Annotated in this window: 24 protein-coding genes; 23 read left to right on the top strand and 1 reads right to left on the bottom strand. The window is 63.9% G+C overall.

Features of this window, described 5'->3' with window-relative positions:
- Nucleotides 1-39 precede the first annotated feature (39 nt).
- The 14 genes from PYR64_RS09275 to nusB all read left to right on the top strand — a co-directional run bounded on the left by PYR64_RS09275 (nt 40) and on the right by nusB (nt 13,657).
- Nucleotides 40-1,482 (top strand): replication-associated recombination protein A, encoded by a 1,443-nt coding sequence (locus PYR64_RS09275; protein WP_275779535.1) that lies wholly within the window; start codon nt 40-42, stop codon nt 1,480-1,482.
- Between the two features lie 190 nt (nt 1,483-1,672).
- Entirely contained in the window at nt 1,673-2,293 is a 621-nt protein-coding gene (gene rpsD / locus PYR64_RS09270) for a 30S ribosomal protein S4 (protein ID WP_018777746.1), read from the top strand.
- Between the two features lie 158 nt (nt 2,294-2,451).
- Entirely contained in the window at nt 2,452-2,826 is a 375-nt protein-coding gene (locus PYR64_RS09265; protein ID WP_018777745.1) for a DUF948 domain-containing protein, read from the top strand.
- Nucleotides 2,827-2,848: 22 nt separating this feature from the next.
- Nucleotides 2,849-3,079, top strand: a complete 231-nt coding sequence (locus tag PYR64_RS09260) for a hypothetical protein (protein WP_026267164.1) — start codon at nt 2,849-2,851, stop codon at nt 3,077-3,079.
- Between the two features lie 114 nt (nt 3,080-3,193).
- Nucleotides 3,194-5,872 carry an alanine--tRNA ligase gene (alaS, locus tag PYR64_RS09255; RefSeq protein ID WP_018777743.1) on the top strand — a complete coding sequence of 893 codons (2,679 nt, stop codon included), beginning with the start codon at nt 3,194-3,196 and terminating at the stop codon, nt 5,870-5,872.
- A 2-nt stretch (nt 5,873-5,874) separates the two neighbouring features.
- Nucleotides 5,875-6,465, top strand: a complete 591-nt coding sequence (ruvX, locus tag PYR64_RS09250) for a Holliday junction resolvase RuvX (RefSeq protein WP_275779534.1) — start codon at nt 5,875-5,877, stop codon at nt 6,463-6,465.
- Entirely contained in the window at nt 6,462-8,279 is a 1,818-nt protein-coding gene (gene mltG, locus PYR64_RS09245) for an endolytic transglycosylase MltG (protein ID WP_275779533.1), read from the top strand. The genes ruvX and mltG overlap by 4 nt, the downstream gene beginning before the upstream one ends.
- A complete protein-coding gene (locus PYR64_RS09240; RefSeq protein WP_018777740.1) occupies nt 8,276-9,130 on the top strand; it encodes a shikimate dehydrogenase in 855 nt (284 codons plus the stop codon). The genes mltG and PYR64_RS09240 overlap by 4 nt, the downstream gene beginning before the upstream one ends.
- A 26-nt stretch (nt 9,131-9,156) precedes the next feature.
- Entirely contained in the window at nt 9,157-10,356 is a 1,200-nt protein-coding gene (aroC, locus tag PYR64_RS09235) for a chorismate synthase (protein WP_018777739.1), read from the top strand.
- Nucleotides 10,356-10,922 (top strand): shikimate kinase, encoded by a 567-nt coding sequence (locus PYR64_RS09230; RefSeq protein WP_079581387.1) that lies wholly within the window; start codon nt 10,356-10,358, stop codon nt 10,920-10,922. The genes aroC and PYR64_RS09230 overlap by 1 nt, the downstream gene beginning before the upstream one ends.
- Nucleotides 10,919-12,010, top strand: coding sequence for a 3-dehydroquinate synthase (gene aroB, locus PYR64_RS09225; RefSeq protein ID WP_018777737.1), 1,092 nt, complete (start codon nt 10,919-10,921; stop codon nt 12,008-12,010). The genes PYR64_RS09230 and aroB overlap by 4 nt, the downstream gene beginning before the upstream one ends.
- Nucleotides 12,007-12,528 (top strand): tetratricopeptide repeat protein, encoded by a 522-nt coding sequence (locus tag PYR64_RS09220; protein ID WP_018777736.1) that lies wholly within the window; start codon nt 12,007-12,009, stop codon nt 12,526-12,528. The genes aroB and PYR64_RS09220 overlap by 4 nt, the downstream gene beginning before the upstream one ends.
- Nucleotides 12,529-12,683: 155 nt before the next feature.
- Nucleotides 12,684-13,247, top strand: coding sequence for an elongation factor P (gene efp / locus PYR64_RS09215; RefSeq protein WP_011774957.1), 564 nt, complete (start codon nt 12,684-12,686; stop codon nt 13,245-13,247).
- Nucleotides 13,247-13,657 (top strand): transcription antitermination factor NusB, encoded by a 411-nt coding sequence (gene nusB, locus PYR64_RS09210; RefSeq protein ID WP_018777735.1) that lies wholly within the window; start codon nt 13,247-13,249, stop codon nt 13,655-13,657. The genes efp and nusB overlap by 1 nt, the downstream gene beginning before the upstream one ends.
- Nucleotides 13,658-13,751: 94 nt before the next feature.
- Here the strand turns inward: nusB and PYR64_RS09205 are convergent, their stop codons facing one another.
- Nucleotides 13,752-15,047 (bottom strand): PrsW family intramembrane metalloprotease, encoded by a 1,296-nt coding sequence (locus PYR64_RS09205; RefSeq protein ID WP_275779532.1) that lies wholly within the window; start codon nt 15,045-15,047, stop codon nt 13,752-13,754.
- Between the two features lie 110 nt (nt 15,048-15,157).
- On the opposite strand from PYR64_RS09205, the gene pyrR reads away from it, so the two are divergent.
- The 9 genes from pyrR (at nt 15,158) to gmk (ending at nt 25,086) form a co-directional block, all read left to right on the top strand.
- Nucleotides 15,158-15,742, top strand: a complete 585-nt coding sequence (gene pyrR, locus PYR64_RS09200) for a bifunctional pyr operon transcriptional regulator/uracil phosphoribosyltransferase PyrR (protein WP_018777733.1) — start codon at nt 15,158-15,160, stop codon at nt 15,740-15,742.
- The gene (locus tag PYR64_RS09195) at nt 15,739-16,767 is read left to right on the top strand and encodes an aspartate carbamoyltransferase catalytic subunit (protein ID WP_018777732.1); all 1,029 of its coding nucleotides are present in this window, start codon (nt 15,739-15,741) and stop codon (nt 16,765-16,767) included. Before pyrR ends, PYR64_RS09195 begins: the two co-directional genes overlap by 4 nt.
- Complete coding sequence (locus PYR64_RS09190) at nt 16,767-18,089, top strand: dihydroorotase (RefSeq protein WP_055975935.1); 1,323 nt, start codon at nt 16,767-16,769, stop codon at nt 18,087-18,089. The genes PYR64_RS09195 and PYR64_RS09190 overlap by 1 nt, the downstream gene beginning before the upstream one ends.
- Complete coding sequence (locus tag PYR64_RS09185; RefSeq protein WP_018777730.1) at nt 18,089-18,610, top strand: hypothetical protein; 522 nt, start codon at nt 18,089-18,091, stop codon at nt 18,608-18,610. The genes PYR64_RS09190 and PYR64_RS09185 overlap by 1 nt, the downstream gene beginning before the upstream one ends.
- Nucleotides 18,591-19,835: a glutamine-hydrolyzing carbamoyl-phosphate synthase small subunit gene (carA, locus tag PYR64_RS09180; RefSeq protein ID WP_275779531.1), complete on the top strand. Its 1,245-nt coding sequence runs from the start codon at nt 18,591-18,593 to the stop codon at nt 19,833-19,835. Before PYR64_RS09185 ends, carA begins: the two co-directional genes overlap by 20 nt.
- A complete protein-coding gene (gene carB / locus PYR64_RS09175; protein WP_018777728.1) occupies nt 19,835-23,143 on the top strand; it encodes a carbamoyl-phosphate synthase large subunit in 3,309 nt (1,102 codons plus the stop codon). Before carA ends, carB begins: the two co-directional genes overlap by 1 nt.
- Entirely contained in the window at nt 23,136-24,008 is an 873-nt protein-coding gene (pyrF, locus tag PYR64_RS09170; protein WP_055975933.1) for an orotidine-5'-phosphate decarboxylase, read from the top strand. Before carB ends, pyrF begins: the two co-directional genes overlap by 8 nt.
- A gap of 157 nt (nt 24,009-24,165) precedes the next feature.
- Entirely contained in the window at nt 24,166-24,492 is a 327-nt protein-coding gene (gene mihF / locus PYR64_RS09165; RefSeq protein WP_039241672.1) for an integration host factor, actinobacterial type, read from the top strand.
- Nucleotides 24,493-24,513: 21 nt separating this feature from the next.
- Complete coding sequence (gene gmk, locus PYR64_RS09160; RefSeq protein WP_018777725.1) at nt 24,514-25,086, top strand: guanylate kinase; 573 nt, start codon at nt 24,514-24,516, stop codon at nt 25,084-25,086.
- Nucleotides 25,087-25,105 lie beyond the last annotated feature (19 nt).

Genomic DNA, 25,105 nt, shown 5'->3' with positions numbered 1-25,105 from the left:
CGATGTCTCCTTTGCTGGAACTATGAGTAGCCTATCCATGTGGAAGATCTCTTTGGTGCCGGCGCAGTGGACGACGACGAGTCGGAGGAGCAGCCTGCCGCAGGGGGACCCTCGGACGCCAACTGGATGGCGTCCCAACGCAGTCCGCTGGCAGTGCGGATGCGGCCACGGACCTTGGACGACGTTGTGGGACAGCAGCACCTGCTCGGTCATGGTTCCCCGCTCCGGCAACTGGCGGCCGGCGCAGAGGCTGCCGGTCCGGCCGGCCCCAGCTCGGTGATCCTTTGGGGGCCGCCTGGAACAGGAAAGACCACCCTGGCGCATGTGATCGCCCGCGGTCCCGGCCGGAAGTTTGTTGAGTTGTCTGCGATCACCGCCGGCGTCAAAGACGTACGCCGGGTCATGGACGAGGCCCTGACGGCCCGTGACCTGTACAAGAAGACCACCGTCCTGTTCCTGGACGAGATCCACCGCTTCAACAAGGCCCAACAGGATGCCCTCCTGCCGGGGGTTGAGAACCGCTGGGTCGTGCTGGTGGCAGCAACCACGGAAAACCCGTCCTTCTCGGTGGTCTCGCCCCTGTTGTCGCGTTCGCTGCTGCTGACGCTGAAGCCGCTGACTGACGATGACATCTCGGGACTGCTGCAGAGGGCAGTGTCCGACGCCCGCGGACTCGCGGGCCGCGTTGAGCTCAGCCCGGAAGCGCTGGATCATCTCGTGCGGCTGTCCGGAGGCGACGCCCGGCGTGCGTTGACGGCATTGGAAGCCGCTGCCGGGGTAGCTTTCGGTGACTCAACCGCCGTCGACGACCCGGCCGCCGTCGAAGGCGAAGTGCCGGACGCCGCGGTGCTGGTGGAACTCCGCCACACGGAACGGGCCTTGGACGCTGCGGCGGTGCGCTATGACCGCGCGGGGGACCAGCACTATGACGTCGCCAGCGCGTTCATCAAGTCCATCCGCGGCTCGGATGTGGATGCGGCACTGCACTATCTGGCCCGGATGCTCGAAGCCGGGGAGGACCCGCGCTTCGTGGCTCGACGGATCGTGATCTCCGCCGCCGAGGACATCGGCATGGCCGACCCCACCGCATTGCAGACCGCCGTGGCAGCGGCGCAGGCAGTGCAGTTGATCGGCATGCCTGAGGGCCGGATTGTGCTGGCCGAGGCCGTGGTGCACCTTGCAACGGCGCCTAAATCCAACGCCGCCTACATGGGCTTGAACAAAGCGGTGGCGGATGTGCGTGCAGGCTATGGCGGCGGCATTCCGATGCATTTGCGGGATGCCCACTATCCCGGTGCCAAGCAACTGGGCCACGGCACCAGCTACAAATATGCCCACGATGAGCCGCACGGGATAGCCACCCAGCAGTACCCGCCGGACGACCTCGTCGGCAAGGACTACTACCAGCCCACCAACAACGGCGCGGAGCGGGATATTGCGGCCAGGTTGGAGCGGCTCCGGAAGATCGTCCGCGGCGAGTAGCGGAGGCAGGGCGGTTCCAACGCCCGTGGTAGGATTGATCCTTGTCTGGCATGACCCGACGCCAAATCCCTTGAAGATTTCTTCAACGGTGCTGCGCGCCCGGGCCAGTAGCAAGAGGCAGCGGTTGGCCGATGCTCTCCCTGATGGAGGCCAGTAACACAGATACACCGCAGTAATTGGAAGGACACAAGTGGCTAACAACACTCGTGCTCGCCGTACCGCACGCCTTTCTCGTGCACTCGGCATTGCTCTGACCCCCAAGGCCGCCAAGTACATGGAGCGCCGCCCGTACGGCCCCGGTGAGCACGGCCGTGCCCGCAAGAAGCAGGACTCCGACTACGCCGTACGTCTGCGCGAAAAGCAGCGTCTGCGCGCCCAGTACGGCATCCGCGAAGCCCAGATGACCCGTGCCTTCGAAGAAGCACGCCGCACCAAGGGCCTGACCGGTGAAAACCTGGTCGAGCTGCTCGAAATGCGTCTGGACGCCCTCGTGCTCCGTGCAGGCTTTGCCCGCACCATCGCACAGGCACGCCAGCTCGTTGTGCACCGCCACATCATGGTTGACGGCGTCCGCGTGGACCGCCCGTCCTTCCGCGTTGGCGAAGGCCAGCTCATCCACGTTCACAGCCGCTCCGAGGTCATGGCACCGTTCCAGGTCGCCGCTGCCGGTGCACACGTCCTGAACAACGTGCCCGCATACCTGGACGTCAAGATCGACGCCCTGCAGGCACGCCTGGTTCGTCGCCCGAAGCGCTCTGAGGTCCCCGTGATCTGCGAAGAGCAGCTCGTCGTCGAATTCTACGCTCGCTAAATTCAAGCAGCACAGACAAAGAAGCCCGTGGCAACCGCCGCGGGCTTCTTTGTCTATAAGGTACCGGGCCACTATAGGTAAGGTACTGGGGGAGGCCTTGGCCAAAGCCGCGATGCGGCTGGTGCAAGGCAGCGCAACGATCCTAGGAGAAGTGTTCTATGTCTGGTGGCGACATTGCCGGCCTCATCGCAGCAGGAGTCTTCGCGCTCCTGGTTCTGCTGTTGGCTGTGCCCATTCTGAAGTTGGGCGGCGTTTTCGATGAGGTCCGCACCTCCATCCGTTCGATCAGCGACGGCGCCACGCCTTTGATGGACGAAGTGACTGCCACGGTCACTACCACCAACCAGCAGCTGAAGAAGGTCGATGGCATCGCCTCCAACGTCTCGGACGCGTCAGCCAACATCTCCGCGCTGTCCTCGCTCGTGGCCGCCACGGTTGGGTCGCCGCTGATCAAGGTGGCTGCTTTCAGCTACGGAGTCCGCTCGGCTTTCGCCGCACGCAGGACCCCTTCCTCCGGCCGTCGCAGCCGCTGAATCAACGGGAGACCATAAGCCGATGAAGAGAATTGTTTGGATGGGCATTGGCGTCGCAATCGGCGTCATCGCCTTCCGTAAGATCACCGAGGCACAGGCAAACCTGGGCCCCGAAGGTTTGAACCGTGCGGTTGGCCGGATGGCTGACGGGCTGTTCGACTTCGCCGACGCAGTGCGGTCCGGCATGCACCAGCGGGAAGAGGATCTCCGCGCAGCGCTTGGAATTGACGACGCCGTAGCAGGCGGACGGTAGCGGAGCGGTTCGCTCCCAGGCCCTCAACAGGGCAGAATGGAAAGCTGCGGAACGGCACCAGCCGGTACCGCGCACATCGTGTGCAGTGAATTGAGAAGGGTAAGTAATCAGCTAATGAAGTCGCAGGAGATCACCAAGCGCTGGGTGGACTTTTTTGTCAGCAAGGGCCACACCGCCGTTCCCTCCGCGTCGCTCGTTTCCAGCGACCCGTCACTTCTCTTCACTGTGGCCGGAATGGTGCCGTTCATTCCCTACCTGACCGCCCGCGAAGAGCCGCCCTACAGCCGTGCCACGAGCGTCCAGAAGTGCATCCGCACCGGTGACATCGAGGAGGTAGGCAAGACTGCCCGCCACGGAACGTTCTTCCAGATGTGCGGCAACTTCTCCTTTGGTGATTACTTCAAGGAAGATGCCATCAAGTTCGCCTTCGAACTGCTCACCACCAGCGTGGACGACGGCGGTTACGGACTGCCTGCCGAGCGCCTCTGGGTGACGGTCTACGAAGAGGACGACGAAGCCAAGGAACTGTGGCTCAAGAACACCGGCATCCCGGCTGAGCGTATCCAGCGCATGGGCAAGGCTGACAACTACTGGTCCACCGGGCAGCCCGGCCCCGCCGGCCCATGCTCGGAAATCTACTACGACCGCGGCCCGGCGTACGGCATCGAAGGCGGCCCGCTGGCCGACGAAACCCGGTACATCGAAATCTGGAACCTTGTGTTCATGCAGTACCAGATCGAAAACGTCCGTTCCAAGGTGGACTTCGATATCGTCGGCGAGCTGCCGAAGAAGAACATCGACACCGGCCTGGGCATGGAGCGCCTGGCGATGATCCTCCAGGGCGTCGAGAACATGTACGAGACCGACCAGGTCCGCCCGGTCATCGACAAGGCTGCCGAACTGTCCGGCCGCGAGTACACCTCGGCCGAGTCGCCGGAGGACCCGCACCACACCGATGACGTCCGCATGCGCGTCGTCGCGGACCACATCCGGTCCGCCCTGATGCTCATTGCCGATGGTGTGGCGCCGTCCAACGAAGGCCGTGGCTACGTGCTGCGCCGCCTCATCCGCCGGGCTGTGCGCGCCATGCGCCTCCTCGGTGTCGAGAAGGCATGCCTTCCTGACCTTCTTCCCGCCTCCCGCGACGCCATGAAGGGCGTTTACCCGGTGGTGGAAACCGACTTCGCGCGCATCAGCCGTATTGCTTACGCCGAGGAGAAGGCCTTCCTCCGCACCATTGCTTCGGGAACGGCCCGCCTGGAAGACGCTGTGGCCGAATCGAAAGCTGCAGGAGTTCCGTTGTCCGGCGCCGATGCCTTCGCGCTGCACGACACGTACGGCTTCCCGATCGACCTGACCCTGGAAATGGCCGAAGAAGCCGGCCTCAAGGTTGATGAGGCAGGCTTCCGCGCGCTCATGCTTGAACAGCGCCAGCGCGCACAGGCTGATGCCAAGGGCAAGAAGGGCGGCCACGCCGACCTCAGCGCCTACCAGGAGCTTCTCGGCAAGGGTGAGACCGTCTTTACGGGCTACGACGAACTTGAGGGCGAAGCAAAGGTCCGGGGCATCGTCAGCGCAGGCCGTGCTGTCGCACATGCCTCCACGGGTGACGAAATTGAGCTTGTCCTCAACGAAACCCCGTTCTACGCCGAAGCAGGCGGCCAGTCAGCAGACACCGGCCTCATCACCGGTGACGGCTTCGTGGTGGAGGTCCTTGACGTCCAGCGTCCCATCAAGGGCCTGAGCGTCCACAAGGCCATCGTCCGCGAGGGTGAGATTGCCTCCGACGCACTGGTGCGGGCCGCCGTCGACCGTGAACGCCGCCACGCCGCAGAGCAGGCCCACACCGGAACGCACATTGTCCATGCCGCCCTCCACCAGATCCTTGGGCCCGAAGCTACCCAGCGCGGCTCCTACAACAAGGCCGGCTATCTGCGCTTCGACTTCGCCTGGGGTGAGGGCCTCAGCCCCGCCACGCGTTCCGAGATTGAAGAAGTCTCCAACATCGCCATCCGGAACAACTATCGCGTTGACACCAAGGTGATGGGCCTGGCAGAGGCCAAGGCGCTGGGCGCCATGGCCCTCTTCGGCGAGAACTACGGCAGCGAGGTACGGGTCGTCGAGATCGACGGCGCCTGGTCACGTGAGTTGTGCGGTGGCACCCACGTATCCAACACCTCCCTCATCGGCAGCCTTTCGCTGCTGGGCGAGCAGTCCGTTGGTTCGGGAAACCGGCGCGTCGAGGCCTTCGTAGGCCTGGACGCGTTCCGTCACCTTGCCGCGGAGCGCGCACTGGTGACTGAACTGACCGAGCTTTTGAAGGTCCCGTCCGGCCAGCTTGCCGATCGCATCTCGAGCACGCTGAACAAGCTCAAGGCCACGGAGAAGGAACTCGACCGCCTCCGCAAGGAACAGCTCACGGCAGCGGCCGCCAACCTCGTCGGAACGGCAAAGGACGCAGCCGGCGTGCGCGTAGTTGCCCACGACGCCGGCCAGGTGGGCGGCGCAGATGACCTGCGGAACCTTGCCCTGGACCTGCGCAGCCGTCTCGGTTCGGACGCCGCCGCAGTGGCCGTTGCCGGGGTCAGCAACGATCGCCCGGTCATCCTCATCGCCACCAACGAAGCCGCCCGCGAGGCCGGAGTGAAGGCCGGTGCGCTGGTCCGCCTGGCTGCAGGCATCCTCGGTGGCGGTGGTGGCGGCAAGGACGACGTCGCCCAAGGCGGTGGCACCGACGCTGCGAAGGTCTCTGAGGCCCTCACAGCGGTGGTGGACGCGATTGCCAAGCGCTGACGGTGTCCGCCCGTACTAACGATGACGTCTACCCCCGGGGTATCAAGCTGGGGGTAGACGTCGGTACCGTCAGGGTTGGCCTTGCCCAGTGCGATCCTGACGGCATCCTCGCCACGCCGTTCAAGACGGTAGGGCGCGATGCCAAAAGGAACTCCGATGTCCGTTTGGTGGTCAAACACGCCGCTGAGCTGCCTGCGGTGCAAATATTTGTCGGCCTTCCCCGCACCATGAAGGGGGAGGAACGCGGCTCCGCGGCCATGGCTGCCGAGTACGCATTGCTCCTTGTGGAAGAGCTGGCCCGCGCCGGTCTGGACATTCCCGTGAACCTCGTCGATGAGCGGCTTTCCACTGTTACGGCACACCGCAACCTGCACGAAGCTGGCATGAGCAGCAGGAATCACCGTAAAGTGGTTGATCAGGTTGCTGCTGCTGGAATACTCCAGCACGCGATCGACATGCAAAAAGCCAGAGGAACGGACATCGGCCGCCGAGTGCAGGCACCGGCGGAGTCCGAAAAGCCCAGCAGTGCCCCAACGCTGCAGGCTGCCTCAGGCAGTGAACCCGATACTTCAACGAGGGGACTGCAACTGTGAGCCCGGTCAACAACGACCCCTCCAGCGGTACCGCCGGCGGCGGCATGCCGCTGACCCGCAAAGAGCTGCGGGCGCGGGAACGATTCCTCGCCACGCAGAACCACAACGTCGTACCCGTCCCCGAAGCGACCCCCGGCGAAGATTCCTTGTCGGTCGAAACAGAGGCGGAACTTCCACGTCCAGTTCCTGCTGTTCCAGCTCCACGCGTCCCCGAAGCGCCGCCGGCATCTGCAGCCCCGCCTGCCGCCAACCCTCCGGCTGCAGCCGCCCCGCCGGCAGCACCTGCCGCCCCGCCGGTACCCGCCCAGAAGCCGGTAGCCGAGCTTCAGAATGAGCGCGGGAATGTCGAGCATGATGACGTGGCGCACGCGCCGGTCACCCCCGAAGCAGCCCCTGCGCCCCAAGAACACGCGCCGCACCACGAGCCTGCACTGGACCACGAGCCTGCGCCGCACCATGAGCCTGGGTCGATCGACCATGACGGGTTCGACCACCCCCATGCCGGGCATGGTGAAGGGGAACTGGTCCACGCTGAGCATTCCGCGTTACCCCTCGAAGCCCATGAGTACGCCGAGCATGACGCGCACTACGGCGTAGCAGCCCATGATGGCTTTCACGACGGGCTGCACCCGGATGAGCTCCATCACGATGAACTCCACCACGACGAGCTCCACCACGATGAACTCCACCACGATGATCATCCCCACGAGTTGTTGGCGCCTGCAGTGACCACCGCGGCGGCCAAAGCCGCCGCGAAGAAGGCGCGCCGCCGTCGTCGTGTCCTTGCCCTCCTCCTGACGCTGGGAGTGTTCGTCGCTGCCATCGCCGTTGGCGCGCAGTTCCTGAAGCCGTTGCTGGGAATGGACAAGGTTACCGACTACCCGGGACCCGGCACGGGTTCCGTCGTCGTCACGGTGCCCCAAGGCTCTGGACCCAAAGCTGTAGCCAACGACCTTGTGCAGAAACATGTTGTGGCGGACGCCGATTCGTTCGTCAAGGAGTTCGCGAGCCAGGGCGGCGAGTTGTCGCCCGGTGACTTTACGTTCCGGACCGAGATGAAGAACTCGGACGCCGTTGCGGTCCTGGTGAACAAGGACACGTCCAAGGTCATGTACTTCGCGTTGAGCGCTGGATTGCGTATCACCGAGTCCCTGGAAGCCATTTCCAAGGGCTCAGGCATTCCGATGGAGCAGCTCAACGCCCTCAACCAGGCTCCTGGACAGTTCGGCGTTCCGGCCAAGGCCAAGAACCTCGAAGGCTTCCTGGCACCGGGGGAGTATCGCTTTGAACTCGGCACTTCCGCCAAGGACATCATCCAAAAGCTTGTCACCACCACTTTGGATGAACTCAAAGCCCAGGGAATCACCGATCCCGCCAAGCAGTACGACACCGTGACCATCGCCAGCATCGTGCAGGCGGAGGGCGGACAGGCGGACTACGGAAACGTCGCGGGCGCCATCTACAACAGGCTCAAGCCGAACAACGTCGAAACCAGCGGGCTCATCCAATCCGACGCCACGGTAACCTACGGGCTGGGCAGGAAGTCCTTCCATGTCACGGAAGAAGAAAAGGCTGACAAGTCCAACCCGTACAACACATACGCAAATGTGGGTCTGCCGGTGGGTCCCATCGGTTCTCCGGGCAAGACCGCGATCGATGCCGCGGCCAAGCCGACGCCCAACGACTACATGTACTGGGTAACGATCAACCTGGATACCAAGGAGACCAAGTTCTCCAAGACGCTGGCTGAGCACAACACCTATGTTGAGCAATACAACGCATGGTGCCAGGCCAACGCGGGACGGTGTGTGTGAGTCGTCGGGCTGCGGTCCTTGGCCATCCGATCTCCCACTCGAAGTCTCCGGCGCTGCATACTGCTGCCTACGCCAAGCTGGGTGTGGACATCGGGTACTCTGCCATCGATGTCACCGTTGCCGGCCTTCCGGCCTTCATGGAATCGCTCCGTGCAGAAGACTCCTGGTGTGGCCTGTCCGTAACCATGCCGCTGAAGTCGGCCATGGTCCGTGAAGTCGATGAGGTCCGGGGCGCCGGCGCCCTGTTGGGCGTCATCAACACAGTCGTTTTCGAGTACGACGGCGGCGCGGTGCGTCGGGCGGGATACAACACCGACGTTGCGGGCATTGTGGAGTCGGTCAGGTATGCCGGCGTTGCCACCACCCCGCACGCCGCCATCCTCGGTGGTGGCGGTACTTCCGCTGCTGCGGTCGCCGCCGTCCATGAACTTGGCGCGGACCACGTGGACGTCTTCGTCCGCGACGCCGGTCGTGCCGGTGACGCCGAAGCCGCCGCGGCCGCCGTCGGGATCTCCCTCTCCGTCAGGCCGCTGACGGAGGCCGCCACGGCTGTAGCGGGCACGGACCTGGTGATATCGACCTTCCCGCCCCGCGCAGCTGACGATTTGGCCGGGGAACTGGCGGCACTGCCGGGAACCGGGGCCGGTGTCCTGCTGGATGTCGCCTACGATCCTTGGCCAAGCCGCATTGCGGAAGCCTGGCGCGGCCACGGGGGAGCAGTAGTCCCGGGGCTGGAGATGCTGATGTACCAGGCGGCAGAGCAGATACGGCTCTTCAGCGGCTGTGACGTTGATACCGCCGTCATAGATGTGATGTGCGACTCAGTCGGGCTTCCCCGGCGGGTGTTCTAGAGGCCCTACATGGCAGGATTGGTTATATGTTGCGTTGGTTGACTGCCGGTGAATCCCACGGTCCGGCTCTGATCGGAATTGTTGAAGGCGTGCCTGCCGGTGTTGAACTCACCAGCGGGCAAATTCGTGACGCGCTGGCGCGTCGCCGCCTCGGCTACGGACGTGGCGCCCGCATGAAGTTTGAACAGGACGAGGTCACCATCATGGGTGGCGTCCGGCACGGGCTCACCCAGGGTGGGCCGGTAGCCATCCAGGTTGGAAACACCGAATGGCCCAAGTGGGAGCAGATCATGTCTGCCGATCCAGTGGACCCGGAGGTCCTCGCCGACCAAGCCCGTAACGCCCCTTTGACCCGTCCCCGCCCCGGGCACGCGGACTTCACGGGTATGCAGAAGTACGGCTTCGACGAAGCCCGTCCGGTGCTTGAACGCGCCAGTGCACGGGAGACTGCCACCCGCGTTGCCCTCGGCACCGTCGCTGCGCAGTTCCTGAAGCAGCTGGGCGTGGAACTGGTGAGCCACACTGTGTCCATTGCCAGCGTCACCGTTCCTGAAGGCAAGCCGTTGCCCGGACCCCGGGACGTGCTGGCCCTCGACGCCGACCCCCTTCGTTGTTTTGACCGCGAGACATCCAACGCGATGGTCGCCGAGGTGGATGCAGCCCACAAGGAAGGCGAAACCCTCGGTGGCGTGGTTGAAGTACTTGCGTACGGCCTGCCGCCCGGACTGGGCAGCTACGTCCACTGGGACCGCCGTCTTGACTCGCGGCTTGCTGCTGCGCTTATGGGTATCCAGGCCATCAAGGGCGTTGAAGTCGGCGACGGGTTCCTTACGGCTGCCCGCCGCGGCTCGGCAGCCCACGATGAAATCGTCAAGGACGACGACGGCCGGATTGTCCGCCAGACCAACCGTGCCGGTGGCATCGAAGGCGGCATGAGTATCGGGGAAGTGCTGCGTGTTCGTGCAGCCATGAAACCGATCGCTACTGTTCCGCGCGCACTGCGCACCATCGACGTGAGCACGGGCGAGCCTGCCAAGGCGCACCACCAGCGTTCCGATGTTTGTGCTGTTCCCGCCGCCGGTGTCGTTGCCGAAGCCATGGTTGCCCTGGTTCTAGCGGAGGCTGTTGCCGAGAAGTTCGGTGGCGATTCCGTGGCGGAGACCCAGCGGAACCTGCAAAGCTATCTTGACAGCATTCCGGCCACCTTGGACTCGGTCGGCCGGTAGTGGTCCGCTCTGTCCTGGATGGCTGCTCCGCCCGTCCCGTTGTTTTGGTGGGGCCAATGGCTGTTGGCAAGTCGGCCATAGGCCAGCAGTTGGCCCAGCAGCTTGGTCTTCCGTTCGTGGACACCGACGCAGTGGTGGTTGCTGCCCATGGGAGCATTGCGGACATCTTCGCAGGACGCGGCGAGCACGCCTTCCGGGAAATCGAAGCCAGGGCAGTGGCGAAATCGATCGAGTCCGCCAAAGCACAGCCAGCGATCATTTCCCTGGGCGGCGGAGCAGTCCTTGATTCCGGAACCCAGCAACTGCTGGGGGAGTGCACCGTGGTTTACCTGGAATGCGACGCGGAAACCGTGGCGGACCGGATCGCGCGAAACACGGGAAGGCCCCTGCTGCAGGGTGACGCAATGGCCCGGTGGGAAGCACTCTTTGCCACCAGGCGGCCCGTCTACGAACGGCTCGCAGACATCGTCATGGATGTGCGTTCAGGATCCGTGGCGGAAATCGGCCTCCATTTGGAGGAACGGCTGCGCCAGCATGCAGCCTTGAAAGAGGAAGTTGAAAAGTGAGCAACGAAGCAACTGTCATCAAGGTGACCGGCCAGTCAGTCAACGAAAACTACGACGTCGTGGTGGGCCGTGGCCTGTTGCAGACCCTTCCCGAAAAACTCGGTGAACGCGTCCGACGGGTCCTGGTCATCCACCCGCGGGCCCTTCGGCTGACGGGCGACACCGTTCGCGACGAGCTGGAGAGCGCCGGATTCACCGCGCTTACGGCCGAAATCCCGGACGCGGAGGAAGGCAAGCACATCCAGGTTGCCGCGTTCTGCTGGCAAGTGCTGGGCCAGAATGACTTCACCCGTTCGGACGCCATCGTGGCTGTCGGCGGCGGTGCTGTCACCGATCTCGCGGGCTTCGTGGCAGCCACCTGGCTGCGCGGTGTCAAGGTCATCCACATGCCCACGAGCCTGCTGGGAATGGTGGACGCCTCGGTTGGAGGCAAGACGGGCATCAACACCGCCGAGGGCAAGAACCTCGTGGGGTCATTCCACCCGCCCGCTGCCGTCCTGGCCGATCTGGATACTCTCCAGACATTGCCGAAGAACGAGCTCATCTCCGGCATGGCGGAAGTCATCAAATGCGGATTCATCGCCGATCCCGCGATCCTCGAACTGATCGAGAAGAACACGGACGCCGTGATGGATCCCGGTTCCGATGTCGTCCGCGAACTCATTGAACGCGCCATCGCTGTCAAGGCCAATGTCGTATCCCAGGACCTCAAGGAATCCGGCCTGCGCGAAATCCTGAACTACGGCCACACCCTTGGCCATGCCATCGAACTGGTGGAGCGGTATTCCTGGCGCCACGGTGCTGCCGTTGCCGTGGGCATGATGTTCGCTGCCGAGTTGTCCCGCAGTGTCGGCCGTTTGTCCGATGCCGATGCCGACCGGCACCGCACCATCCTCGAAAGCCTTGGCCTGCCCATTACCTACCGAAGGGACCGCTGGCAGGGCTTGCTGGACGGTATGCGCCGGGACAAAAAGTCCCGTGGTGACCTCCTCCGCTTTGTCGTCCTCGACGGAGTGGCCAAGCCCGGCATCCTGGATGTCCCCGATACTTCCCTTCTCTTTGCTGCCTATCAGGAGATCGCATCATGACGATTGCCTTGCGCGAAGGGGTCAGTGACTGGCCAACAGCCGGGTTCCCCGGTGTCCGGATGAACCCGGACACACTCCTGCCCGTGGTGGTCAATGAGGAAGTCATGGAGACTGCTCTCGCGGCTTCGGATGATCCCGCGGACCGGATCATGGCCCTCCTGCTTGAAAACCAGCCAAAAGAGGCAGCTGAACTTCTGGCAGAGGCCCGCTATAAGGATCCTGAGTCCTTCCGGCTCAGGATCTTTGAGGCCGAAGTCCACCGTGCCACCAACCGCCATGACCGTGCCGTCCAACTGTTCCGCCACCTGCTGCACGAGGTCCAGGGAACGTCCAAGGAAGCAGTAGTACGCCAGTATCTTGGCCGCGCCTACTTCGTGGGCGGCAACGCGTTGGCCGCAGCCGAGGAGTTCTCCAGGGCACTTGACCTGAGGGTGGCCATGGCCGCCGATGCGGCACTGATCTACTCGTCCGCTGTGGCCCTGCAACGGGCCCGGGATGTCCTGGAAGTTGCTTCCTGAGAGCCGCCTGTAACGCTGCCCGCAAGGTCATGCCGCATTTGCCGGTAGAATGGTTTTTGGATTTTTGATAAATACGCGCTGGCGCGCCGAAAGGCACGCCTGCTTGGCATAGATAGCTGGCAGCTAGAACCAGTGCGATTAACCAGAGGATACGAGTGGCAACCACAAACGACATCAAGAACGGGACCGTACTGAAGCTCGAGGGCCAGCTCTGGAACATCATCGAGTTCCAGCACGTCAAGCCGGGCAAGGGCGGTGCCTTTGTCCGCACCAAAATGCGCAACGTCATGTCCGGCAAGGTGGTCGACAAGACCTTCAACGCCGGCCTGAAGATTGAAACCGCAACGGTTGACCGCCGCGACTACCAGTACCTGTACCAGGATGGCGAAGACTTCGTCTTCATGGACACCCAGGACTACGACCAGATCACCGTTTCCGGTGCAACAGTCGGCGACGCCACCAACTTCATGCTCGAGAACCAGATGGTGAACATCGCCATCCACGAAGGCACTCCGCTGTACATCGAGCTGCCCCCGAGCGTCGTTCTCGAAATCACCTACACCGAGCCCGGCCTGCAGGGCGACCGCTCCTCCGCCGGAACCAAGCCGGCTACGGTGGAAACCGGCTACGAGATCCAGGTGCCGCTATTCGTTGAGCAGGGAACCAAGGTCAAGGTCGACACCCGCGATGGCAGCTACCTGGGCCGGGTCAACGACTAGTGAGCGCACGCGGTAAAGCCCGTAGCAGGGCCTTGGAAGTACTTTTCGAAGCGGAGCAGCGCTCAGTTTCGGCTTTCGATGCAATGACAGCGCGTCGGGAGAAGACAGACCTCGTCATCAACCCCTACACGGTGGAAATAGTGGAGGGTGTTGTCTCCATGCAGGCAACCATTGATGAGTTCCTGGAGACCTACGCACAAGGCTGGACCTTGGAGCGCATGCCCTCCGTTGACCGCATCATTCTTCGTATCGGTGCGTGGGAACTTCTCTACAATGATGAAGTTCCGGACGGAGTCGCCGTAAGCGAAGCCGTGGCCCTCGCCAAGACGATGTCCACTGATGAGTCCCCGGCCTTCATCAATGGCTTGCTGGGCCGTCTGCAGAAGCTCAAGCCGTCGCTGCTGGCCTAGCCGGCAGGACAGTATTCGAAAATGGACCCTCCTCCCCGGAAAACCGGAGAGAAGGGTCCATTTTTTCGGGCAAGTACCGGACCTGCACCGGGACCTACTGGAGGACAGCGGCCCTCAGTGCGGGGATGAGCCAGAGGTGTTCGATTTCGTCGTGTTGGTGCACGGGGACGTCGCGGCCACTGAGTATCCGTTGGCGTGTGAAAGCCAACGCGGTTGCCCCCTTGATGAATGCCTTCATCTGCCCACCCCGGCCCCTCGATGCAGCCCAGCGAAGTGCCTGGCGCCTGCCCCGGGAGGTAGCCAGCATCTCCACCTCTGCCGGCGTGAACCAGCCGGCGCGGGCGTATTCCAGAAGCCGTTGACGGGTCAGCTTTCCCTCGGCGACGCGAAGCAGGATCACGCCGACGACGGCAACCAGGAAGATTGGTACCTGCACTGCGAAGTACTCCACCAGGAAGTTCTGCCCCATGCTGTTCCAGCGGTTGTGCAGGAACATTGCCGGCAGCAGGCCGATGAAGAAGGCCAGGACCGCATATCCTGAGTGCCATTTCCTGGCAGCGAATCCCATAATCAAACCGGTCGTGCCCGTGAATACTGCGTGGGCAAAGGGAGACATGACGCCACGAAGGATGAAAATGCGTACCAAATCGGTCCCGGGATCAGTGGAAGAAGCGATTTCACGCCCGAAGTAGAGGATGTTCTCAGTGAAAGCGAACCCCGCCGCAATGGTGAACGCGAACACCACGCCATCCACGGGACCGTCGAAGTACTTGCGGGCTGCCAGGATCAGGACCAGGAGTCCCAGTGACTTCGTGAATTCCTCCACGATCGGGGCCTGGACCGTCGCCATGAAATAGGCGAAGGCCTCTTCGCTCCCAGTGGGAGCGGCAAGCGCGAAAAGCGGTTGGATCAACAGCGTGCCGGCTATGGAAACGGCCGCACCCCACGTAAAGGCGAACCAGAGCAGCCGCGGCGGTTCGGGCTCCCACCGGTCTATGACGCGCACCGTCAACAGGACGATGGAAAGTGGGATCAATGAGACCAGGAAGCCGATGATGAACCCTGCGATCCCCGTATTTCCCAAGAGGAACGGCACCACCAACAGAAGACTACCCAGGACCAGGACGGTGCCGACGATCAGCAAGGGAAGGGTGCCCCAGCTCCGGCGTGCAGGCCGTGCCGGTGGCGTGGCCCAGTTTTGCTGTGGCAGGGACGCCGGGTTTCCCGGGGCTGCCTGGTAGTTTCCCGGCTGAACGCGACCGATCCACGTGGGGTTGGCACCTGGCTCCAGGTAAGGCCTTGGATAAGGATGTCCGCCGTGCTGACCGGGCTGGTTCATGCTCATGGGAAAGAGCCTATTCCACGCTCGGAAATGTGAGCTTAAACTCACCCACCTGCCAAGGACCCGCGCGGTCGTCCCATGGCCGCTGTGATACTTTTGGAGAGCAAATATTCCTTTTTTAATTCCGTCCCGTGAGGCGGGGAAAGGGGAGACGAGCGATGACTGAAGTCACTTCTGCGCACGTGCCGTCGCGGGTTGTCCTCAACCAGGCGGATATCGATCGTGCGCTTACTCGTATCGCCCACGAGATCCTCGAAGCCAACAAAGGCTCGCAGGACCTGGTTCTGTTGGGCATTCCCAGCCGCGGTTATCCGCTGGCCGTGCGGCTCGCCAATAAGATCGCCGCAGCCGACCCCACGGTTAACGCCGGGGCCATTGTCGGCCAACTGGACGTCACCATGTTCCGTGACGACCTCTCCCACCAGCCCACCCGGCCTCCGCACCACACCCGGCTTCCGCTGTCCGGCATCGACAACAAGGTTGTTGTGCTCATTGACGACGTCCTCTACTCGGGACGCACCATCCGTGCAGCCTTGGACGCCCTTGTCGATCTCGGCCGTCCACGCATCGTCCGCCTTGCGGTCCTGGTGGACAGGGGCCACCGCGAACTTCCCATCCGCGCCGACCACGTGGGTAAGAACCTGCCGACCTCCTCTGCGGAAAAAGTCCGGGTACACCTCGAGGAAACTGATTCCGTAGATGGCACACCCGTCAACGAGGTAGTAATCGAGGCGGGCAAGTGAAGCACCTTCTTTCCACGGAAAACCTGGTCGCATCCGACGCCATCCGCATCCTGGACACCGCGGAAGAGATGTCCGCAGTGGGGGACCGCGAGGTCAAGAAGCTCCCCGCGCTCCGCGGCCGCACCGTAGTGAACCTATTCTTCGAGGACTCCACGCGAACCCGGATCTCCTTTGAAGCGGCGGCCAAGCGCTTGTCCGCCGATGTCATCAACTTCGCAGCCAAGGGATCCTCCGTATCCAAGGGCGAGTCCCTCAAGGACACCGCGCAGACCCTCGCGGCCATGGGCGCGGACGCCGTCGTCATCCGCCACTGGGCTTCGGGCGCGCCGCACCGCCTGGCCGCTACGGACTGGATCGATGCCGCGGTGATCAACGCCGGCGACGGTACTCACGAGCACCCGACGCAGGCACTTTTGGACGCCTTCACCATGCGCAGGCACTGGTCGAAGCTCAACGGCGTCGCATCGACGGGAGCGGACCTGGCAGGCATGCGGGTCGCCATTGCGGGGGACGTGCTGCACTCGCGCGTGGCCCGCTCCAACGTCTGGCTGCTGAAGACCCTGGGTGCCGAGGTCACCTTGGTTGCGCCACCCACCCTGCTGCCCATCGGCGTCGAGCACTGGCCCTGCAAGGTCAGCTACAACCTGGACGAAACGCTCCAGTCCGGTATTGACGCCATGATGATGCTGCGCGTCCAGGGTGAGCGGATGAACGCCTCGTTCTTCCCGTCCACCCGTGAATATTCGCGCCGCTGGGGCTTCGACGACGCCCGCCTCCGCGCTTTGGATGACCTGGGCATGAAGGACACCATCATCATGCACCCCGGCCCCATGAACCGTGGCCTGGAGATTTCATCCGCCGCCGCCGACTCGCCCCGTTCCACTGTGCTTGCGCAGGTACGAAACGGCGTTTCGGTCCGCATGGCGGCCCTGTACCTGCTGCTGTCCGGGGATACCCGCGAAGCAGCCCCACTGAACATTGTCACACCGGCTTTCGCAAGCCCGTCCAGCAAGGAGAGCAACTGATGGCCGAGAACACTTACTTGATCCGCGGGGCCGCCGTCCTCGGTGGCGAGGCCCAGGACCTGCTGATCCGCGACGGCGTAATTGCCGCCCGGGGTGCGGACCTTTCCGATGAGGGCGCCACCGTGATCGACGGCAAGGGCCTGGTGGCCCTGCCGGGCATGGTGGACGTCCACACGCACCTGCGTGAACCCGGTCGCGAGGACGCCGAAACAGTGGAGACCGGCACCCGGGCTGCTGCCCTCGGTGGCTTTACGGCCGTCCACGCCATGGCCAACAGCAACCCCGTGGCTGACACCGCCGGTGTCGTCGAGCAGGTCCACAGCCTGGGCCGTGCGTCCGGCTGGGTCGATGTGCGTCCCGTCGGCGCAGTCACCGTGGGTTTGGCCGGCGAGCAGCTCGCCGAGCTTGGCGCCATGGCCGACTCCCGCGCGCAGGTGCGGATGTTCTCCGACGACGGCATCTGCGTTCACGACCCGGTACTCATGCGCCGCGCACTTGAGTACGTCAAAGCGTTCGACGGCGTCGTGGCCCAGCACGCGCAGGAACCCCGCCTTACCGCCGGGGCACAGATGAACGAGGGCACAGTCTCCGCAGTCCTGGGACTGACCGGCTGGCCTGCCGTTGCCGAGGAAAGCATCATTGCCCGTGACGTCCTGCTTACCCAGCACGTCGGGTCCCGGCTGCATGTGTGCCACGTTTCCACTGCCGGGTCTGTTGAGATCGTGCGCTGGGCGAAGGCCCGTGGCATCAACGTCACCGCCGAAGTGACCCCGCACCACTTGCTCCTGACGGACGAATTGGTCCGCAGCTACGACCCGGTCTACAAGGTCAACCCGCCGCTGCGCACGGACGCCGATGTGCAGGCCCTGCGTGAAGGACTGGCCGACGGCACCATCGACGTCGTCGGAACCGACCACGCCCCGCACCCCAGCGAGCACAAGGAGTGCGAGTGGGCGCAGGCGGCCATGGGCATGACGGGCCTTGAAACCGCGCTCTCGGTGGTTCAGGAAACCATGATCGAAACCGGCCTCATGACCTGGGCCGACTTCGCCAGGGTCACCTCGTTCACCCCCGCCGTCATCGGCCGCGTGGCCGACCAAGGCCGTCCGCTGGAAGTTGGCGAGCCGGCCAACGTCATCCTGGTGGACCCGGCTGCGCGTTGGACGGTCGACCCCCATAAGATGGCAACCATGGGCCGCAATTCACCGTTCAAGGGCAAAGAGCTGCCCGGATCCGTGGTGGCTACCTTCTTCAAGGGCCACCCCACGGTCCTCGACGGCCGGCTCAACACGCCCTACCAGCACCCGGCAGTCAGCAACTGATGAGCAACCAGACATTGACTGTGCTCACCACGGTGCCGCTGATCGTTGCCGTACTGGTGATGATCTGGCTCGGGTGGCGGAACCGGCTGAGGCGACAAGCCGACGTCGAACGTCTGCCTGCGGTGCCGGAACAGCTGACGCCCGCGAGCGTCGTCGCTGATGGCCAGTACGTGACCACCACGACGGCGGGCGACTGGCTCGACCGCATAGCGGCCCAGGGCCTGGGCATCCGGACCAACGCGGAACTGAGCATCCACGCCGAAGGCGTGTTGTTCGACCGCTCCGGTGCCGCCCCCGTCTTCATCCCGCGGCGGTCCCTCGTGGACAGCCGCGAAGCCAACGGCATGGCCGGGAAGTTCGTCGAAAAAGACGGCCTCCTTGTCATCAGCTGGAGGCTTGGCGCCCGGGAACTCGATACCGGATTCCGGTCCCGGCACTCAGCCGACAAGAAGCTCCTCCTTGAAGCCCTCCAGGAATTGATCTCCGCAGCCCCTCAGGCAGATGCCGATAGTGGAAAGTAATAAAGTGACGGAAAGTAACACAGCCACCAAAACCACCCCCTCCGCAGCAGTACTGGTGCTCGAAGACGGCCGCATGTTCTGCGGCCGCAGCTACGGCGCCCAGGGAACCGCACTGGGAGAGGCCGTCTTCGCCACCGGCATGACCGGCTACCAGGAGACCATCACCGACCCCTCGTACGCCCGCCAGTTGGTCGTCCAGACTGCGCCGCACATCGGCAACACCGGGGTTAACAGCGAAGACGCTGAATCCCGCCGCATCTGGGTGGCCGGGTACATTGTCCGTGATGCCGCGCGCCGGCCTTCCAACTGGCGCTCGGAGCGAAGCCTGGACGAGGAACTCGTCGAACAGGGCATCGTGGGCATCCAGGGCGTGGACACCCGTGCCATCACGCGCCACCTCCGCGAGCACAAGACCATGCGGGCCGGTATCTTCTCCGGCGAGGCCGCCCGGGCCACCGACAAGGAATTGTTGGACGCCGTCCTGGCCAGCGCGCCCATGGAGGGCGCAGCCCTTGCCGAGGAAGTCTCCATCGACGAGGCCTACGTGGTCGAACCCAAGGACCACGGCTGGGAAGGCGAACCCCGCTTCTCCATCGCCGCTGTGGACCTCGGCATCAAGGCAATGACTCCCGTGCGTTTCGCCGAGCGCGGCGTGCGCGTGCACGTCCTGCCTGCCACGTCCACGCTTGAGGACGTGAACGCGGTCAAGCCCGATGGCTTCTTCATGTCCAACGGCCCCGGCGACCCCGCCACTGCCGACCACCAGGTTTCCCTGCTGCGTTCGGTGCTGGACGAGAAGCTGCCGTACTTCGGAATCTGCTTCGGCAACCAGATCCTGGGCCGCGCCCTGGGCTTTGGCACGTACAAGCTCCGCTATGGCCACCGCGGCATCAACCAGCCCGTGATGGACCGCCGTACAGGGAAGGTGGAAATCACCTCCCAGAACCACGGCTTCGCAGTGGACGCGCCGCTGAACGGATCCACGGTGGCGCCGGAGGAGCGTTACGGCCGTGTGGAGGTCAGCCACGTCTCGCTGAACGACGACGTCGTCGAAGGCCTTGCCTGCCTCGACATCCCGGCCTTCTCGGTCCAGTACCACCCGGAGGCTGCCGCCGGCCCGCACGACGCCGCGTACCTCTTCGACCGCTTCATCGACCTCATGGCCGATACCAAAGCCGCCGCTCCCGCAAAGAACAACGACTCCAAGACTGAGGACAAGAAGTAATGCCCAAGCGTACAGATCTCAAGAGCGTCCTTGTCATCGGTTCCGGTCCCATCGTCATTGGCCAGGCGGCCGAGTTCGACTACTCCGGCACCCAGGCCCTCCGGGTCCTGAAGGAGGAGGGCCTCCGGGTCATCCTGGTCAACTCGAACCCGGCCACCATCATGACGGACCCCGAGTTCGCCGATGCCACCTACGTTGAACCCATCACCCCTGAGGTGGTGGAGAAGATCATCGCCAAGGAGCGCCCGGACGCCATCCTGCCCACCCTTGGTGGCCAGACGGCCCTGAACACGGCCATCGCCCTGGATAAGAACGGGGTACTGGAGAAGTACAACGTCGAACTCATCGGTGCCAACATCGCCGCCATCGAACTCGGCGAGGACCGCGAGAAGTTCAAGGGCGTCGTGGAGCGTTGCGGCGCCGAGTCGGCACGCAGCCACATCATCCACACCATGGATGAAGCCTTCAAGGCAGCCGAAGACCTGGGCTACCCCATGGTGGTCCGGCCGTCCTTCACCATGGGCGGGCTGGGTTCCGGCCTCGCGTACAACGAGGACGACCTCCGCCGCATCGTCGGCCAGGGCCTCCAGTACAGCCCCACCACCGAGGTCCTGCTTGAGGAGAGCATCCTTGGCTGGAAAGAATACGAACTCGAGATGATGCGCGACAAGAACGACAACGTCGTTGTCGTCTGTTCCATCGAGAACTTCGACCCCGTCGGTGTGCACACCGGCGACTCCATCACGGTTGCTCCTGCCCTGACCCTGACGGACCGCGAGTACCAGAAGCTGCGCGACGTCTCCATCGCGGTTATCCGCGAAGTCGGCGTCGACACCGGTGGCTGCAACATCCAGTTCGCCATCGACCCCGCCACGGGCCGTGTGGTGGTCATCGAAATGAACCCGCGCGTTTCCCGCTCTTCGGCGCTGGCCTCGAAGGCAACCGGTTTTGCCATCGCCAAGATCGCCACGAAGCTCTCCCTGGGATACACCCTGGACGAGATTCCGAACGACATCACCCAGAAGACCCCGGCTTCCTTCGAGCCGACCCTTGACTACGTGGTTGTCAAGGTTCCGCGCTTCGCTTTCGAGAAGTTCCCGGCAGCAGACAACACGCTGACCACCACCATGAAGTCGGTGGGCGAAGCGATGGCCATGGGACGCAACTTCACCGAGGCCCTGCAGAAGGCCCTGCGTTCATTGGAGCAGAAGGGCTCCCAGCTGGACTTCAGCTCGGTCCCGGAATACGAAGTGGCAGAGCTCATCGAGAAGGCCAAGCGGCCTACCACGGAGCGTCTGCACCAGGTACAGCGGGCCCTCCTTGGCGGTGCCACCGTTGAGGACCTTTTCGAAGCCACCAAGATCGACCCCTGGTTCCTGGACCAGCTCCAGCTGCTCAATGAGACTGCCCAGGAAATCCGCAAGGCCGGCGTTCTCACCGAGGAAATGCTGCGCAACGCCAAGCGCCACGGCTTCTCCGACGAGCAGATCGGTGCCTTGACGCACAACAACGAGGCCGTGGTCCGCGGTGTTCGCCAGGCCCTGGGCATCCGCCCGGTCTACAAGACGGTGGACACCTGCGCCGCCGAATTCGCCGCCTACACCCCGTACCACTACTCCTCCTACGATGAGGAGGACGAAGTAGGCCTGCACTCCAAGCCCTCCGTCATCATCCTCGGCTCCGGCCCCAACCGCATCGGCCAGGGCATCGAGTTCGACTACTCCTGCGTCCACGCTTCCATGGCCTTGCGCAAGGCCGGCTACGAGACCGTCATGGTCAACTGCAACCCGGAGACTGTGTCCACGGACTACGACGTTTCCACGCGTCTGTACTTCGAACCGCTGACCCTTGAGGACGTCCTCGAGGTCATCGCTGCGGAGGAGCGCACGGGCGGTGTCATGGGCGTCTTCGTGCAGCTTGGCGGCCAAACCCCCTTGAAGCTGGCACAGCAGCTTGCCGACGCAGGTGTTCCCATCCTGGGCACCTCGCCGGAAGCGATCGACCTCGCCGAACACCGGGGCGCCTTCGCCCGGGTCCTGGACGAGGCCGGCCTGACCTCCCCGAAGAACGGCACCGCCGTTTCCTTCGAGGACGCCAAGAAGATCGCCGACGAAATCGGCTACCCCGTGCTGGTCCGCCCGTCCTACGTGCTGGGCGGCCGCGGCATGGAGATCGTCTACGACGAAGCAAACCTTTCCCGCTACATCGCGAACGCCACCGAGATCACCCCGGATCACCCGGTCTTGATCGACCGCTTCCTTGAAGACGCGGTGGAGATCGATGTCGATGCCCTCTTCGACGGCACCGACATGTACCTCGGCGGCATCATGGAGCACATCGAAGAGGCCGGTATCCACTCCGGTGACTCCGCGTGTGTCCTGCCTCCGATCACCCTTGGCAACAACGTGATCGAGCGCGTCCGGACGGCAACCCGTGCGATCGCCGAAGGCGTGGGCGTACGTGGCCTCATCAACATCCAGTTCGCCCTTGCCTCCGACGTCCTGTACGTCCTGGAAGCAAACCCCCGCGCCTCCCGTACCGTTCCGTTCGTCTCCAAGGCAACGGGCGTGCAGATGGCCAAGGCCGCTGCCTTGATCGGTACCGGCGTCACCATCAACCAGCTCCGCAGCGCGTACAAGATGCTGCCGGAAAGCGGCGACGGCTCAACGCTGCCGCTGGATGCTCCGGTTGCCGTGAAGGAAGCCGTGCTGCCGTTCAGCCGCTTCCGTACGCCGGAAGGCAAGGTCGTCGACTCCTTGCTCGGCCCGGAAATGCGCTCCACCGGTGAAGTCATGGGTATCGACAAGCACTTCGATACCGCCTTCGCCAAGAGCCAGGCAGCAGCCAACAACGCGCTGCCTACCGAAGGCAAGATCTTCGTTTCCGTGGCCAACCGGGACAAGCGTTCGGTGATCATGGGCGTCAAGCGGCTCTCGGACCTTGGCTTCGAGATCGTCTCCACCGGTGGCACCGCCGACGTCCTGCGCCGCAACGGCATCCAGGCGACTCCGGTCCGCAAGGTTGCCGAGGGAAGCAGCGCCGAAGGTGAGGGAACCATCGCGGACCTCGTCATCGCCGGTGAGATCGACATGGTCTTCAACACGCCTTCCGGTGGCGAAGCCCGCAGCGATGGATACGAACTCCGCGCCGCAGCGACCTCCATCGGCATTCCATGCATCACCACCGTTGCTGAGTTCAACGCGGCAGTCCAGGCGATCGAGGCCCTGCGGACCTATGAATGGTCGGTGACCAGCCTGCAGGAGCACGCAGCCAACCTGTCGGCAGCCATGGAAGCCGCACATGCCTGAGACTGCAGCATCACAGCAGGCACAGCAGCCGGTCCGGGAGTCTTTCGGCTCCCGGCTGGCTGCCGCCATGGCCTCCCGCGGTCCGCTGTGCGTCGGGATTGATCCGCACCCGCAGCTCCTGGCGGACTGGGGTTTGAACGACGACGTCGCGGGGCTGGAGCGCTTCTCGCTCTCGGTGGTTGAGGCGGTGGCTTCCCTCGCTGCCGCGGTGAAGCCGCAGGTGGCGCTGTACGAACGCCACGGTTCGGCCGGCATGGCTGTCCTGGAACGAACGCTTGCGGCCTCAGCGGACGCCGGGGTGCTCAGCATTGCTGATGCCAAGCGTGGCGATATCGGTTCCACCATGGCGGCCTATGCGGATGCCTGGCTGCGGGATGGGTCGTCGTTGGCTGCGGATTCGGTGACGTTGAGTCCGTACCTGGGATTTGAGTCGCTGCGTCCCGCCCTGGATCTCGCAGCCCGGAACGGCCGGGGTGTGTTCGTGCTTGCGCTGACATCGAACCCCGAGGGAAAGTCGGTTCAGCACGTCGGAGGCGAACACTCCGTGGCCCGCAGGATCGTGGCCGCAGCCGCTGCGGAGAACCAGCGTTATGAGGGTGCACTGGGATCGGTGGGCCTGGTGGTCGGTGCCACTATCGGCTCGGCCCTGACAGATCTGGGCATCGAGCTTGGCCCGGTCCGCGGAGCCATCCTTGCGCCGGGACTCGGAGCCCAGGGCGCGACGCCTGCCGACCTCCGTGCGACCTTCGCTGACGCGTATCCGCAGGTCCTGGCCACCTCCAGCCGGGGAATCCTGGCAGCAGGTCCGTCCATTCCGGCTTTGCGCGCCGCAGCCGGGGAGACCCTGGCCGGGCTTCGTTCCTAAGGCAACGCGGGGTCACTTTTGGCCCATGATGGGCCTGACTACCGGCCATAAGTGACCCCGCGTTGGTCTAACGCATTGCGCAACTGCGCCCCTGGCGGTAGGTTCGGGATCAGTCGCGTGATCTGCATCACAAACTCGATCTGACAGGGGTTCGGCAGTGGGCCTGAAAGAGCTGACACCGCAAGAGCGTGCCGATGCGTTGGAAAAGGCTGCCAAGGCCCGGGCCGTGCGGGCCGCGGCCAAGGAGCGGCTGAAGCGTGGAGAAGTGAGCATCGCGGAGTTGATCTCCTCAGGCGCCACTGACGAAGCGATCGCGCGCATGCGTGTGGTGGAGTTACTGGAAGCCCTGCCGGGGATTGGTCCCGTCCGGGCGGCCGGGATCATGGCGGATATCGGTATTGCCGGATCCCGGCGTATCAGGGGGTTGGGAATCCACCAGGCCCGGGCGCTGGTAGATTTTATGGATACCCAACAAAGCGTTTGACGCATCTCCCCGAAGGAATCCGTGAGCAAGAATCCTGGACTGACCGTCCTTGCAGGCCCCACTGCCGTTGGCAAAGGAACCGTATCCACGTACATCAGGGATAACTATCCAGAGGTTTGGCTTTCGGTTTCAGCCACCACCAGGGCCGCCCGTCCGGGTGAAAAGGATGGTGTCCATTACTTCTTCAAGTCAGCCGAAGAGTTCGATGCCCTGGTAGCCGACGGCGAACTGCTGGAGTGGGCCGTAGTTCACGGCCAGAACCGCTACGGCACCCTTCGCAGCACTGTCAACGCCGCGATCGCCGAAGGTAAGTCCGTCCTCCTCGAGATCGACCTCCAGGGGGCGCGGCAGGTCAAGGCGGCTGTGCCCGACGCCAACTTCGTCTTCCTGGCCCCGCCCAGCTGGGACGAAATGGTCCGCCGGCTGGTTGGCCGCGGCACGGAAACCGCGGAGGAACAGCAGCGGAGGCTGGAAACCGCTAAACTGGAACTTGCTGCTGAACCGGAGTTTGACCACACCGTCATTAATGACGACGTTCGCCGGGCAGCGGACGAGCTTGTTTCACTCATGGGGCTTACCCCGCACGGGCGCTAAAGCGCCTGTTTGTTGGCCC

This window comes from Paenarthrobacter sp. Y-19 (assembly GCF_029223985.1).
In the GTDB taxonomy this organism is placed as follows: Bacteria; Actinomycetota; Actinomycetes; order Actinomycetales; family Micrococcaceae; genus Arthrobacter; species Arthrobacter nicotinovorans.
Note: the sequence above shows the minus strand (reverse complement) of the source record. Positions and strands in the feature narration are given on the sequence as shown.